The organism is Caulobacter sp. GW821-FHT09H08 (genome assembly GCF_059415885.1).
In genome coordinates this window covers 556,050-570,307 of record NZ_JBWKOC010000002.1, presented here as the reverse complement: position 1 = coordinate 570,307, position 14,258 = coordinate 556,050, and the positions used below count along the sequence as shown (strand labels likewise).

General features: G+C 68.4%; 11 protein-coding genes. 6 read left to right on the top strand and 5 right to left on the bottom strand.

Translation table 11 applies throughout. The annotated features are described in order from the left end of the window. The first annotated feature begins 3 nt into the window (after positions 1–3). Positions 4–2,322 (top strand): beta-L-arabinofuranosidase domain-containing protein, encoded by a 2,319-nt coding sequence (locus AC07NN_RS07720; protein WP_494639190.1) that lies wholly within the window; start codon positions 4–6, stop codon positions 2,320–2,322. Here AC07NN_RS07720 and AC07NN_RS07715 read toward each other — a convergent pair. From AC07NN_RS07715 to AC07NN_RS07705, 3 genes are all read right to left on the bottom strand, one after another. Continuing rightward, on the bottom strand, positions 2,319–3,656 hold the full coding sequence (locus AC07NN_RS07715; RefSeq protein WP_494639188.1) for a glycoside hydrolase family 27 protein: 1,338 nt from the start codon (positions 3,654–3,656) through the stop codon (positions 2,319–2,321). The two genes, AC07NN_RS07720 and AC07NN_RS07715, sit on opposite strands and share 4 nt — an antisense overlap. Before the next feature lie 25 nt (positions 3,657–3,681). Next, on the bottom strand, positions 3,682–5,484 hold the full coding sequence (locus AC07NN_RS07710; RefSeq protein ID WP_494639186.1) for an IlvD/Edd family dehydratase: 1,803 nt from the start codon (positions 5,482–5,484) through the stop codon (positions 3,682–3,684). Between the two features lie 197 nt (positions 5,485–5,681). After that, positions 5,682–6,446, bottom strand: coding sequence for a FadR/GntR family transcriptional regulator (locus tag AC07NN_RS07705; protein ID WP_494639184.1), 765 nt, complete (start codon positions 6,444–6,446; stop codon positions 5,682–5,684). Between the two features lie 291 nt (positions 6,447–6,737). Here AC07NN_RS07705 and araD1 point away from each other — a divergent pair, with 291 nt between their 5' ends. The 3 genes from araD1 to AC07NN_RS07690 are packed head-to-tail and all read left to right on the top strand — an operon-like array spanning position 6,738 to position 9,833. Next, positions 6,738–7,733, top strand: coding sequence for an AraD1 family protein (araD1, locus tag AC07NN_RS07700; RefSeq protein WP_494639182.1), 996 nt, complete (start codon positions 6,738–6,740; stop codon positions 7,731–7,733). Then, positions 7,730–8,656: a Gfo/Idh/MocA family protein gene (locus AC07NN_RS07695; protein WP_494639180.1), complete on the top strand. Its 927-nt coding sequence runs from the start codon at positions 7,730–7,732 to the stop codon at positions 8,654–8,656. The genes araD1 and AC07NN_RS07695 overlap by 4 nt, the downstream gene beginning before the upstream one ends. A 40-nt stretch (positions 8,657–8,696) precedes the next feature. Next, the gene (locus AC07NN_RS07690) at positions 8,697–9,833 is read left to right on the top strand and encodes an aldose epimerase family protein (protein WP_494639178.1); all 1,137 of its coding nucleotides are present in this window, start codon (positions 8,697–8,699) and stop codon (positions 9,831–9,833) included. A 31-nt stretch (positions 9,834–9,864) separates the two neighbouring features. Here AC07NN_RS07690 and AC07NN_RS07685 read toward each other — a convergent pair whose 3' ends face one another. Beyond that, positions 9,865–10,509: an arylesterase gene (locus tag AC07NN_RS07685; RefSeq protein ID WP_494639175.1), complete on the bottom strand. Its 645-nt coding sequence runs from the start codon at positions 10,507–10,509 to the stop codon at positions 9,865–9,867. 57 nt (positions 10,510–10,566) lie between these two features. Between AC07NN_RS07685 and AC07NN_RS07680 the strand changes: the two genes are divergently transcribed. Together AC07NN_RS07680 and AC07NN_RS07675 are read left to right on the top strand one after the other, a co-directional pair. After that, positions 10,567–11,253, top strand: a complete 687-nt coding sequence (locus AC07NN_RS07680) for an ABC transporter ATP-binding protein (RefSeq protein ID WP_494639173.1) — start codon at positions 10,567–10,569, stop codon at positions 11,251–11,253. Then, entirely contained in the window at positions 11,250–13,772 is a 2,523-nt protein-coding gene (locus AC07NN_RS07675; protein WP_494639171.1) for an ABC transporter permease, read from the top strand. The genes AC07NN_RS07680 and AC07NN_RS07675 overlap by 4 nt, the downstream gene beginning before the upstream one ends. A gap of 68 nt (positions 13,773–13,840) precedes the next feature. On the opposite strand, the gene AC07NN_RS07670 is transcribed toward AC07NN_RS07675, so the two are convergent. Further along, complete coding sequence (locus tag AC07NN_RS07670) at positions 13,841–14,152, bottom strand: hypothetical protein (RefSeq protein ID WP_494639169.1); 312 nt, start codon at positions 14,150–14,152, stop codon at positions 13,841–13,843. Between the last annotated feature and the right edge of the window lie 106 nt (positions 14,153–14,258).

Sequence of the window (14,258 nt, the reverse complement as noted above, 5' to 3'; positions counted from 1 at the left end):
CTCATGACCAGGCTCTCGCGTCGAACGGCCCTGAAGACGGGCGCCGCCGTCGGCGCGGCGAGCCTGGCCACGCCCGCCCTCGCCGCCTCCGCCACGAGATCACGCCTCGCGCCCTTCGCGCTGTCGCAGGTGCGGCTGAAGCCTTCGCGCTTCCTGACGGCGCAGGAGACCAACCAGCGCTACCTGCTGTCGCTGGAGCCTGACCGGCTGCTGCATAATTTCCGCGCCGGCGCGGGCCTGACGCCCAAGGGCGCGACCTATGGCGGCTGGGAGAGCGCTGGCATCGCCGGCCACAGCCTGGGCCACTACCTGTCAGCGGTTTCGCTGATGTGGGCCCAGACCGGCCAGCCCGAGTTCCGGCGGCGCGCCGTCTACATCGTCGAGGAACTGGCCGCCTGCCAGACCGCGAACGGTGACGGCTACACCGGCGGCACGACGGTCGAGCGCGGCGGCAAGACCGTGGACGGCAAGGTCGTCTACGAGGAGATCCGCAGCGGCAAGATCGAGACCTCTGGCGGCCTCAATGGCGGCTGGGTGCCGATCTACACCTACCACAAGGTCCTGGCCGGAGCGCTGGACGCCCACGCCCTGTGCGACGATCCTCGGGCGCTAAAGGTGGCTACCGGCCTTGGCGACTATCTCGGGCGGATGTTCGAGGCGCTGGACGCCAAGCAAGTCCAGACCGTGCTGCGCATCGAGCACGGCGGCATCGTCGAGAGCTTCGCCGAACTGCACGCCCGTACCGGCCAGCCGCGCTGGCTGGACCTGGCCCGGCGTGTCCAGCACACCGACATCATCGATCCGCTGGTCGCCGGCCGCGACGACCTGGCCGGCAAGCACGCCAACACCCAGATCCCCAAGCTGATCGGCGAGGCCCGACTCTACGAGACCGGCGGCGACGCGAACGCCGCCAAGGCCGCGATGGTGTTCTGGGAGACGATCGTCCATGACCACTCGTACGTCATCGGCGGCAATTCCGAGTTCGAGCACCTGGGTAAGCCGCGTCAACTCTCGACACGCCTGGGCCAACAGACCTGCGAGTGCTGCAACAGCTACAACATGCTGAAGCTGACCCGGCATCTGCACGCCTGGTCGGGCGATAGCCGATACTTCGACTTCTACGAACGCGCCCACCTGAACCACATCCTGTCGCAGCAGGATCCCGACACCGGGATGTTCACCTACTTCTCGCCGCTGGCCTCCGGCTATGCGCGCGGCCACTCGACACTGACGGAGTCGTTCTGGTGCTGCGTCGGCACGGGCATGGAGAACTACGCCAAGCTGGGCGACAGCATCTTCTGGCAGGACGGCGAGCGGGTGCGGGTCAATCTCTATTACCCGGCCACGCTGGACTGGGCCGAGAAGGGCGTGAAGCTTGAGATCGACACCGAATTTCCGTACGGCGAAGAGGTCGCACTTACCTTGAGCAAGGCGCGCAAGCCGACGCCGCTGTCACTGCGGGTTCCGGGCTGGTGCGCCCAGCCTTCGGCTAAGGTCAACGGCCGCGCCCAGGCCATCACAACCCGGGACGGATACATCGACCTCACCCTGCGCGCCGGCGACCGGGTGAGCCTGACCCTGCCGATGGCGGTGCGGACCGAGGCCATGCCGGACGCGCCGGACCTGATCGCCTTCCTGAACGGTCCGCTGGTGCTGGCGGCTGATCTCGGCCCGGCCGACCAGGCGTGGGACAGTTTCGATCCGGTGGTGGTCGGTGAGCCCTCCCTGACGCCGGTGGGCGGGCCGCAGCGGTTCGCGCTCGCCGACCATGGACATCCGCAAGACCTGGCCTTCCGGCCGTATTTCGAGCAGCACCACAACCGCACGGCCGTCTATTTCCGTCGCCTGACGTCGGATCAGTGGGCGCAGGCGGAGCCGCGCCTGATCGCCGAGGCCAAGGTCCGCGCCGACATCCGCGAGCGCACCGTCGACATCCTCCGCTTCGGCGAACAGCAGCCCGAGGTCGACCACGCCCTGAAGGCCAGCCCCGGCACCCAGGACACCGGAAATCTGACGGTCCGTAGCCGCATCCTCAACAAGGGCTCGATCGTTTTTCAGATGGCGACCGCACAGGGCCCGCTAGCCCTGCAAGTGAGCTACGACGGCGCGGCGCGGAACAAGCGCTTCGCGATCCTCATCGAGGGCCAGGAGATCGCCCGCGAGATCCTGGAGGGCGAACGCACCTCGACCTTGAACGTGAAGACCTATGCCCTGCCCGAGGCGCTGACCGAGGGCCGCGACAAGATCGAGGTACGGTTCGACATGGCCGCCAACCAGTGGGCGGCGGTGTTCGAGGCGCGCGTGTTCAAGGCGCCGCGCTAGGCGCGGCTGAGGCGATAGAGCCCTGAGCCGTGCGCTGGCAGCCTGGCCGAGAACCGGTCAGACGCCTTCGCGAACGCCTGACGCGCCCACAGGTCACGCACCGAAGCTGACGCCGGCAAGCCGATCCTTGCCAGATCGACCCCGAGCTCCCGCGACTTGCCGCCGGTGTTGAACAGAGCGAGGTAGACGTCGCCGTTTGACAACTTGGCCGTCCAGACGCGAATGCCATCCTCGACAAAATGCGGGCGGTTGTCGCTCGAGGCCTGGTTGACGGCGATGACTTCGGGGTTGGTCAGTAGCGCCTTGGTCGCCTCGTCCAGGTGACGCAGGTCGCCGCCCATGATCAGCGGCGAGCGGGCGATGGACCACAGCGTCATCACGGTGCGCTGCTCATCGGGCGTGAACTTGGTGTCGCGCGCGCCCAAGGCCAGCTTGCCCAACGGCAGCATGTCGGCGTCCGGCCAGCCGCCGTTACCGATGAACGGCGACCAGTTCTCCAGGCGCGTGAACTGCGCCTCCAGCATCCGCCAGTCATCCCAGAAGTCGTCGGAGATGCGCCACATCTGGGCGTGCTTGCGGGCGTGATCGCCTCGGATCACCGGCGTCTCGCCGGGCGACATCGAGAGGATCATCGGCCGACCGCTACGGCCGATGGCGCGATGGATCGCTTCGATCTCGGCCATGTGGGCGTCGTAGGGTCGGCAAAGGTCGTCAACCTTGACGAAGTCCACGCCCCACGCGGCCAGCAAGGCGAAGACGCTGTCGTAGTAGGCCTGGGCGCCCGGCTTGCGCATGTCGACGCCATACATATCGGGGTTCCAGGAGCAGACGCTGCTCCGGTCCACGATGTCGGCGATCGGGATATCGGTCCCCAGCACCTTTAGCCCGCGCTCGACCGCCAGGCGCGGGGCGCCGCGCATCAGGTGCACGCCAAAGCGCAGGCCCAGGGCGTGGACGCGGTCGGCCAGCGGCTTGAAGCCCTTGCCATTGACACTGGAGGGAAAGCGGTTCGGCGCGGGCAGCAGCCGGCCGTGGTCGTCCAGGGTCGGAACCGGCTTGGCGGCGTATTCGTAGCTGCTGGCGCCGGGCTCGTACCACTGGATGTCGACGGTCAGGATGTCGTAGCCGGCGGGCAGCAGCTCGCGCGCCATGATCCCGGCCTGCTCCAAGGTCTGGGCCTCGGTGATGGTGGTGGCGAAGCTGTTCCAGCTGTTCCAGCCCATCGGCGGGGTCGGCGCGAGCAGCGCCTTGCCCTTGGCCGGCGCGGCGTTGGCCGTCGATGCGGCGGCCAACGCGGTCGAGGCTCCGAGCAGGGCGCGACGGTTCAAGTCCATGATCGCCCTGCCCTCCGTCGAGCGCCTAGTGGTTGTCGCGCGGCAGGCCCTTGGTCTGGGCGATGCGCTGGTACTTCACGGCCGGCTCGAGGACCGCACCGGTCTCCATCTGGCCGACCACGGCGCGCTGCATTTCCTGCCAGGGCGTCTGGCTTTCCGGATAGGCAAAGCCCCCGGCTGCTTCCAGCGCCTTGCGGCGCTCGACGATTTCGGACGGCGAGACCAGCACGTCGACGCGCGACTTGCGCAGGTCGAAGCGAACCTTGTCGCCGCTCTTCAGGAGCGCCAGGCCACCGCCCGCCGCCGCTTCCGGCGAGGCGTTCAGGATCGACGGCGACCCCGAGGTGCCCGACTGGCGGCCATCGCCGATGCACGGCAGCTGGCTCACGCCCTGTTTGATCAGATAGTTTGGCGCCCGCATGTTCACGACCTCGGCCGCGCCCGGATAGCCGATCGGGCCGGCGCCGCGCATGAACAGGATCGAGTTGGCGGTGATGCCGACCGACGGGTCGTCGATCCGGTGGTGGTAGTCCTCCGGGCCGTCGAACACGATGGCGTCGCCCTCGAAGGCGTCCGGATCGTCGGGGTTCGACAGGTAGCGGTCGCGGAATTCCTTGGCGATCACGCTGGTCTTCATGATCGCCGAGTTGAACAGGTTGCCGCGCATGACGACGAAACCGGCGCGCTCGACCAGCGGGCGCGAGAACGGACGGATGACGTTCTCATCCTCGATCTCGACGCCGCGATACTGCTCGCCGATAGACTGGCCAGAGACGGCGCGGGCGTCCTCGCGGATCAGGCCCTGCTCGATCAGCTGGCCGAACACAGCGGGCACGCCGCCGGCGCGGTAGTAGTCCTCGCCCAGATATTCACCGGCGGGCTGGAGGTTGACCAGCAGCGGCACCTCCTCGCCGGTCTGCTGCCAGTCGTCGATCGACAGCTCGACGCCGACGTGACGCGCCAGGGCGTTCAGGTGGATCGGCGCGTTGGTCGAGCCGCCGATGGCCGAGTTGACGACGATGGCGTTCAGGAACGCTTCGCGGCTCAGGATGTCGGACGGCTTCAGATCCTCATGGACCATGTCGACGATGCGCAGGCCCGTCCGGTAGGCGTTCTCCTGGCGGTCACGATACGGCGCCGGGATCGCGGCCGAGCCGGGCAGCGACATGCCCAAGGCCTCGGTCAACGAATTCATGGTCGTGGCCGTGCCCATGGTGTTGCAGTAGCCGGTTGACGGGGCGGAACTGGCCACCAGCTTGATGAAGCCGGCATTGTCGATCTCGCCGGCCGCCAGCATCTCGCGGGCCTTCCAGACAATCGTGCCTGAGCCGGTGCGCTGGCCCTTGTGCCAGCCGTTCAGCATCGGACCGACGGAGAGCGCGATGGCCGGGATGTTCACCGTCGCCGCCGCCATCAGGCAAGCGGGCGTGGTCTTGTCGCAGCCGATGGTCAGCACCACGCCGTCCAGCGGATAGCCGTACAGCAGCTCGACCAGACCGAGATACGAGAGGTTCCGGTCAAGGCCCGCCGTCGGACGCTTGCCGGTCTCCTGGATCGGGTGGACCGGAAACTCCAGAACGATGCCGCCGGCGCTGCGGATGCCTTCGCGCACGCGCTCGGCCAGGACCAGGTGGTGGCGGTTACAAGGCGACAGGTCCGAGCCGGTCTGGGCGATGCCGATGATCGGTCTGCCCGACTGCAGCTCTTCCAGCGTCAGGCCAAAGTTCAGGTAGCGCTCCAGATAGAGCGCGGTCATGTCGATGTTGTCCGGATTGTCGAACCAGGCGCGCGAGCGGAGGGCGCGGGGCGGAACGGAAGAAACGCTCATGACAATCCTTGGCCGTAGCGGTGGCTCGTGAACATCCAGGCCGAGCGCGGAATCACCCGCCCGATCCTTCTCGACCCCGCTTTATCGTATTTGTCTGACTATACCTCGCCGTACCCAGCGTCAATGAGCGCCGAGCATGTCGCGCGACGACGCCTCGGACCTCGCGATCCGCAAACATCGTCAGTGTTTTCGAAGGATCAGCTGTCCTGCGCAGGCCCCCGCGCAATGGCGGCGCGGGTGTCGTCTAGGGCCAGGTTGACCAGCCGCTCCATGGCCTGGCGGGCCTGGTCGGCGCGGCCGGCGGCGATGGCGTCGAACACCTTCCAGTGCTCGGGCATCGGATCACGGGCCAACTCACCGTCGCGCTGCTTGAAGATCGTCGTCCAGCGCACGGCCGCACCGATACTGCTGCTCAGGGTGAACAGCGGCGCGTTGCCGGTGGCCTCCAGCACGGTGTCGTGGAAATCGCGGTCGGCGGCCTGTCCGGCCTCGGTCGACAGGGTCTCGTGCTGCATGGTCACCAGCGCGGCGCGCATGTGCTCCAACTGAGCGTCGTTGCGTCGCTCGGCCGCCAGGGCGGCGGCGGCCGGCTCGACGATCATGCGCAGTTCGTAGAGCTCGCGCAGAAAGTCCTCGCTGGGCGCGGAGGCGAAGAACCAGGCCAGGACTTCCGGATCCAGCAAGCTCCAGCGCGAGCGCGCGCTGACGCGGGTGCCGGTCTTGGGGCGGCTTTCGACAAGGCCCTTGGCGGCCAGGATGCGGATGGCTTCACGATAGGCGCTGCGCGAGACGTGCAACTGCTCGCTGGCGTCAATCTCGTTGTTCAGCACGTCGCCAGGCTGGTGCTGGCCGGAGACGATCGCGATCCCCAGGGTACGCGCGATCGAGCCATGGATACGGCCGGAGAAGCCTTCCTCGCGCTCACCCTCGGCGGCGCCACCTGCTCCCTTGGCCTTCGACACGCGTCCTTCGCTCCCTCAGCGACACAAATTAGACCCGGAAAACGGCCCGACGCGACTCTAGCGAGACCATTTGTCGGAGAACAAGCGAATTCGCCTGTTTGTTCAGACGTGTGAGGAAGGCGTCGCAGCGCCAAATGTAGGATCAATCGACGCGCCGAACCGCGCCGAAACACCGGTTCCGCTGGCTTCCAGACCCGCTTCCTATCGCCGGGTGCGCCAAACGCGATTTGACACCGGGCTCGACCACGGTATTTGTCAGACTATTATACAGCTTCGAAAAGGTCGTTCGCCGTGGTGTTCCGGTTCGTGCAGTTGAAGAGCGTCAGCGGCGATCGCCAGTTGGCGGCCGTGGACGACGCCGGTCGTGCTCGCAAGGTCGAGGTCGCCGATACGCTCTATGAACTGGCCCAGGTCGCTATCCGGGTCGACGCCACCCTGGCCGAGGCGGCTCAGGCCCGCGCGCTGGGTGAGGACATCAACATCGCCGCCGCCCTGGCCGAAGGCCGGGTCCTGGCGCCGATCGACCATCCCGATCCCGCCCACCTGGCGCTGACCGGCACCGGTCTGACCCACCTCGGCTCGGCCGAGGGTCGCGACAAGATGCACAAGGCCACCCAATCGGGTGAACAGCTGACGGACTCCATGCGGATGTTCCTGATGGGGGTCGAAGGCGGCAAGCCCGTCGACGGCCAGACGGGCGTCCAGCCGGAGTGGTTCTACAAGGGCGACGGCAGCCAGTTGGTCGGTCCCGGCCAGTCGCTCACCTCCCCCGCCTTCGCGCAGGACGGCGGCGAGGAGCCCGAGATCGCTGGCGTCTACCTGATCGGTCCCGACGGAACGCCGCACCGCCTGGGCTTCTGCCTGGCCAACGAATTCTCCGACCACGTGATCGAGCGCGGCAACTATCTGTGGCTGGCCCACTCCAAGCTGCGCAACGCCGCCTTGGGCCCCGAACTGCTGACCGGCCCCCTGCCCACCGACGTGCGCGGCGCCAGCCGGATCATCCGCGACGGCGAGACGGTGTGGGAGCAGCCCTTCCTGTCGGGCGAGGCCAACATGTCCCACGCCATCGCCAATCTGGAACACCACCACTTCAAGTACGATCTGTTCCGTCGTCCGGGCGACGTGCACGTCCACTTCTTCGGCACGGCCACCCTGTCGTTCTCGTCCGGATTCCAGACCAAGGTCGGCGACGTGTTCGAGATCGAGGCCGCGCCGTTCCACTACCCGGTCCGCAACGTCCTGGCCCAGGCGGCCGAACGTCCGGTCGCGGTGAGGTCGCTGTGATCCCGATCCGCCTGGCGCTCGTCGGCCTGGGCAAGATCGCCCGCGACCAGCATCTGCCGTCCATCGCCGCCGATCCGCGCTTCGAGCTGGCGGCCATCGTCAGCCGCAACGCCGAGCTGGACGGCGTGCCGCACTTCACCGCCCTGGGCGATCTCCTGGCCAGCGACGTGGTGATCGACGCCGTCGCCCTGTGCACGCCGCCCCAGCCGCGTCACGCTCTGGCCCACCTAGCGCTCGCCGCCGGTAAGCACGTGATGCTGGAGAAGCCACCGGGCGCGACGCTCAGCGAGGTCGAGGATTTGCGCCAGGCCGCCGTCGCGCGGGGCCTGACCCTTCAGGCCACCTGGCACTCCCGCTTCGCCGTCGGCGTCGAGCCCGCTCGCCAATGGCTGGCCGAGCGCTCGGTCAAGGCCGTGCGGATCAACTGGAAGGAAGACGTACGCGTCTGGCACCCCGGCCAAGACTGGATCTGGGAGGCCGGCGGCCTGGGCGTCTTCGATCCGGCCATCAACGCCCTGTCGATCGTCACCCGCATCCTGCCGCGGCCGTTCTTCCTGTCGAGGGGCGTGCTGCACGTGCCGGAAAACAAGCAGTCGCCGATCCAGGCCGAGCTCGACTTCCGCGACGCCGCCGGCGCGCCGATCCGCGCTGAGCTCGACTTCCTGCAGACCGGCCCGCAGAGCTGGGACATCGAGGTCGACACCGACGACGGCGCGCTGAAGCTGACCCACGGCGGCGCCAAGCTCTACATCGACGACCAGTTGATGCAGGAGGGGCCGGACCGCGAGTATCCGGGCCTCTACGACGAGTTCGCCAAGCTGATCGCCGACGGCGCCAGCGACGTCGATGTCAGCCCACTACGCCATGTCGCCGACGCCTTCATGCTCAGCGAGCGGGTGGTCGCACCGGCCTTCGTCGAATAGCCCGACGTATCCAAGAAGAACGACAAGAGGGACAGGAAACATGAAGCTGAAGACCATTGCGCTGTGCGGCGCGACCGCCCTCCTCGCGACGACCGCGAGCGCCGCCGAGCTGTCGCGCAAGCCGTTCGGCCAGACGCCGTCGGGCGAGCCCGTCGAGGCCTTCACGCTCAAGAACGCCCGCGGCGTCAGCGCTACGATCATCACCTATGGCGCAACCCTGCAGTCGCTGATCGCCCCGGGTCGCGACGGCAAGGGCGCGGATATCGTGCTCGGCTTCGCCGACGCCGGCGCCTATGTGAAGAACGCCAGCTATTTCGGCGCCACGGTCGGTCGCTTCGCCAATCGCATCGGCAAGGGCCGCTTCAGCCTGGACGGCAAGAGCTATCAGCTGGCCCTCAACAACAACGGCGTCGCCGCCCTGCATGGCGGGGTAAAGGGCTTCGACAAGGTCGTCTGGAAGGTGCTGGACACCAAGTCCGGTCCGTCCGCCTCGGTGTCCCTGGGCTATGTCAGCCCCGACGGCGACGAGGGTTATCCCGGCACGCTCACCGCCACGGCGACCTATGCCCTGGATGAGCAGAACCAGCTGACGGTCACCTACGGCGCCACGACCGACAAGCCGACCATCGTCAACATCACCAACCACGCCCTGTTCAACGTCGCCGGCGAAGGCGTGTCGGAAGGCGCAATGGGCAACGTCCTGACCATCCCGGCCGATGGCTATTCGCCCGTCGACGGCGAGCTGATCCCGACGGGCGCCACGACGCCGGTGGCCGGCACGGCCTTCGACTTCCGCAAGCCGACCGCCGTCGGCGACCGCATCCGCGACGCGCATGACCCGCAGCTGGTCGTCGGCCGGGGCTACGACCACAACTACGTCCTGAACGGCAAGTCCGGCGGCGCCCTGCGCCTGGGCGCGCGACTGGCCGATCCCAAGAGCGGCCGCGTGCTGGAGATCCTGACCGCCGAGCCGGGCATCCAGTTCTATGCCGGCAACTTCATCGACGGCACGACGATCAGCAAGAGCGGCAAGATCTATCGCCAGGGCGACGGCATCGCGCTGGAGCCGCAGCACTTCCCCGACGCGCCGAACAAGCCGCAGTTCGCGCCGGTCCGCCTGGATCCGGGCCAGGCCTACAAGAACACCATGGTGTTCAAGGTCTCGGTCGCGAAGTAGTCGGCCTGAGGTCGGCGGCTCCCCGTCGGCCTCAGCCTTTTCCGGCCTTCAGCGCGCGCGCGACCAAGGGCGCCAGGGCCTCGCCGATCTTCTTGGCGCCGACGGCGTTGGGATGGATGCCGTCGCGCTGCATCAGGGCCTTGTTCCCACCGACGCCGGCCAGGATGTTCGCGTAGAGCGGCGCGGAAAACTCCCGCGCCAGCGCCGTGTAGACGCCGTTGAACTCGCGGGCATAGGCCGCGCCGATGGACGGCGGCGCGGCGACGCCAACCAGCACCACGACGATGCCGCGGGCCTTCAGCTTCTGGAGGATTCCGCGCAGGTTGGCCTTGGTCTGGGAGGGCTCCACGCCCTGCAGCAGATCGTTGCCGCCTAGGGCCACTACGCAGACCTTTGTGTCGGGCGCGACACTGAAACCGACCCGCGCCAGCCCGCCGCCGCTGGTGTCGCCCGACACGCCCGCAGCCCGAACGACCGCCGAAACGCCCTGTCGCGCCAGGGCTGCCTGGAGCTGAGCCGGCATGGCGTCCCGCGCCGGCAGGCCGAGACCGGCGGTGATCGAGTCGCCCAGCACGGTCACCACCGGCGCTTCCGGCGCGGCGGCGATCTGCGGCAACAGGCCCAACGCGAGCAAAATTCGACGACGGTTGGGAAAACGCTGTGCGGTCTGGCTCATGCCTTCCTATGTAGTCTGACTGCCGGCGGAACAATGGCTGGTCCTTCAGGAAGCGACATGACCGACGACGCCCTGCCCGCCGCGCCCCTGGCCCTCGACGCCGTCACCCTGACCCTGCCCTCTTCCGCTGGCCCCGTGAATATCCTTCGCGGCGTGGATCTCGTTATCGCCCCTGGCGAGCGCGTCGCCGTAGTCGGCCCTTCGGGTTCGGGCAAGTCGTCGTTGATCGCCGTCGGCGCAGGGCTCGAGGAGCCGACCTCCGGGGCCGTGCGCCTGTTCGGCCAGGAGCTGGCCAAGCTGAACGAGGACGGCCGCGCCCGCTTGCGACGCGGTCGGGCGGCCCTGGTGTTCCAGTCGTTCCACCTGCTGCCGAACATGACCGCCGAGGAGAATGTCGCCACGCCGCTGGAGATCGCCGGCGTGCGCGGCGCCACGGCGACAGCGCAGGACTGGCTGGCACGGGTCGGTCTTGGCGCGCGCCTGACCCACTACCCGCACCAACTCTCCGGAGGCGAGCAGCAGCGCGTTGCACTGGCTCGCGCCCTCGCCGCTCGCCCTGCATTGCTGTTCGCCGACGAGCCGACCGGCAACCTGGACGGCGCGACGGCCGCCTCGGTCGCCGACCTGATGTTCAACCTGGTGGCCGAAGTCGGCTCGGCGCTGGTCATGGTCACTCACGACCCGAGCCTGGCCACGCGCGCCGACCGCATCGTGCGGATGGCCGACGGGCGGATCGTCGCGTGAGCGGGCTTCCCCTCTCCTTCCGCTTGGCCGGTCGCGAGCTGCGTTCCGGCGTGCGCGGTTTTCGCATCTTCCTGGCGTGCCTGGCGCTGGGCGTCGCCGCCATCGCCGCCGCCGGCTCGACCGCCGAAGCCTTCCGCCAAGGCCTGGCCAGCCAGGCGCGCGAGATCCTGGGCGGCGACCTGTCGTTCTCGGTCGAGAACCGCGACTTCACCGACCAGGAGCGCGCCGCCTTCGACAAGCTGGGCGTCACCACCTATGCCGCCGGCGCACGCGCCATGGCCCAGGCGCCCAGCGGCGATCGCCGATTGGTTAGCCTACGCGGGGTCGACAGCCGCTTCCCTCTCGCTGGAACCGTGAAGCTGGAGGGCGCGCCGAACCTCGCTGTCGCCCTGGCAGACCACAACGGCCTTCCCGGAGCGGCGGTCGAGCCGGCCTTGATGGATCGCCTGCACCTCAAGATCGGCGATCGCGTCGAGGTTGGCTCCATGACCCTGATCGTCAGGGCTCGCTTGATCAGCGAACCCGACGGCCTGTCTCGCGGTTTCTCGATGGCGCCGCGCGTCCTGGTGCGCCGCGAGGTCCTTGAACGATCCGGCTTGCTCGCGCCCAGCGGCCTGTCCAGCCGCACCGTCCGTGTCGCGCTGCCGGCCAGCCAGGACCCGCGCGCCGTGGGCAAGGCGGTCCAAGCCAAGCTGCCGGACTCCCACCTTCGCGTCCGCGACCGCTTGGACAGCGCGCCCGGCGCGCGACGGCTGATCGACCAGCTGGAATACTTCTTAGGCTTCATAGGCCTGGCGTCGCTGGTCGCCGGCGGCCTGGGCGTTGCCGGCGCGGTGTCGGCCTATCTCTCGACCCGCGAACCCGCCATCGCCGTGCTGAAGGCCTTGGGCGCGGAAAGCGGCCTGATCCGCAACCTGCACCTGATTCAGATCGGCGTGCTGGCCCTGCTGGGCGTGGGGATCGGCCTGACGGTTGGCGCCGTCGCGCCGCTGATCCTAGGTCAGATGGCAGGCTCCAACCTGCCCATTCCAGCCCTGTTCAAGGTCTATCCCTGGCCGCTGGTGAAAGCGGGTCTGTTCGGACTGCTGGCGGCCGCCGCCTTTTCGCTCGTACCGCTGGCCCGGGCGCGCAGCACGCCGCCGTCGGCGCTGTTCCGGCGTGCGCCCCGCGCTCGCCTGCCGCTCGGGTTGGAAACCTTCGGCGCCGTCCTCGCCGGGATCGGGCTGACCGCGCTGGCCGTGGTCACCGCCCCCACACCGATGGCGGCCGCGATCATGATCGCCGGCGTCGTCGTCGCCTTTGGCCTGCTTTCCGCCCTGGGCAGGGCCGCCGCCTGGGTCGCCGGAAAGGCGCGAGGCCTGACACGCGGCCCGGCCCGGCTCGGCCTCGCCAACCTGGCTGGACCTGGCTCGGCCGCGCGGACCGCCAGCCCCGCCATCGGTCTCGGCGTCGCCCTGCTGGCCTGCGTGGTGCTGATCCAGTCGGCGCTGCTGGCCCAGGTCAGCGACGTAGCGCCACGCACCGCGCCGGCCATGGTCTTCACTGAGATCCCGGGCGACCGCGCCGCCGCCTTCGACGCCACGGTGGCCGGCGTGACCGGTCCGCTGGACGAAGACGCCTATCTGCGCATGCCGTTCGCGACCGGCCGCATCGTCGCCTTGAAGGGCAAGCCGATCGACACCAAGGCGATCGCGCGCTCCCAGCGCTGGGCCTTCGACAACGACATCAGCCTGTCTCTGTTCGCCCGCGAGCCAAAGAAGGCGGGGATTGTCTCAGGGCACTGGTGGAAGCCAGACTACGTCGGACCGCCTCTCGTCGCCATGAACACCGAGATCGCCGAGGCCGCCGGCCTCAATGTCGGCGACACGATCACCGTGCAGGTCTTGGGCCGCGAGATCGAGGCCAGGATCGCGGCGCTGCGCAAGGTCGACTTCGGCGGGTTCGGACCCAACTTCGCGCTGATCTTCAATCCCGCGACACTGGAAGGCGCCGAATTGCGCAGCGTCGCCATCGCCCGACTGGACCGCGAGCGGGAGGCGGCCTTGACCCGCAAGCTGGGCGAGGCCTTTCCGAGCGTGAACGTCATCAGTGTCCGCGAGCAATTGGACGCAGCCGCCGCCCTGTTCGATCGCCTGGCGCTGGCTGTTCGGGGCGCGGCCGGCGTCGCGGGCCTGGCAGGCCTGCTGGTTTTGGCCGGCGCCATCGCGGCGGGCGCCCGCGCTCGGGCGCGGGAAGCGGCGACCCTGAAAGTTCTGGGCGCGACGCGGGGCCAGATCCTGCTGGCCTATGTTATCGAATATGGCGCCGTGGGCCTGATCGCGGGCGCGGCCGGCGTGCTGTTCGGCTTCGCGGCGGCCTGGCCGGTGGTGGTCAAGGTCTTCGAGGCCACTTGGACCGTCGACTGGAATGGCGTGCTGGCGCTGCTGGCCGGCGCGACCTCGCTGGCCACGGTGGGCGGTCTGATCGCCGCCGCCCTGGCGCTCTCGCAACGCCCCGCGCCGGTTCTGCGCGGCGACTAAAAACGAAAACACCCCCGTCGACGGATCGACGGGGGCGCTTTTGTTCGGATGCGACTGGCGCGTGGAGCTTACGCGCCACCCGGGAAGCGGAACGGAACCTTCACGGTGCCGGTCTTGGCGCCCATCGGCAGCTTTTCGGCGATGCACATGGCGGCCTTGTCGAAGCCCTTACCAGCGGCGCTGTTGTCGACGACCTTGCAGTCCGACAGCTTGCCGGCGTCAGCCGTGCATTCCAGCATCACTTGCGCAGCGTCGCGGGTGTTCGCGAACTGCTGCAGGCAGCGGCCCATTTGGTCTTCGAAACCACCAGCGGCCGAAGCGGCTTGAGCGACGAAGAAGCTACCGGCGATACCAGCGGCGAGCGCGATCGAGAATTTCATGTGCACCATTCCCTTGCGGACGAATTCGATGACCGCCTTTTCGCACCCTGGCCCTAAGGAAAAGCCAAGGTTCGCGGTTAATCATCTTTGAATGTCGGAAAGGAAG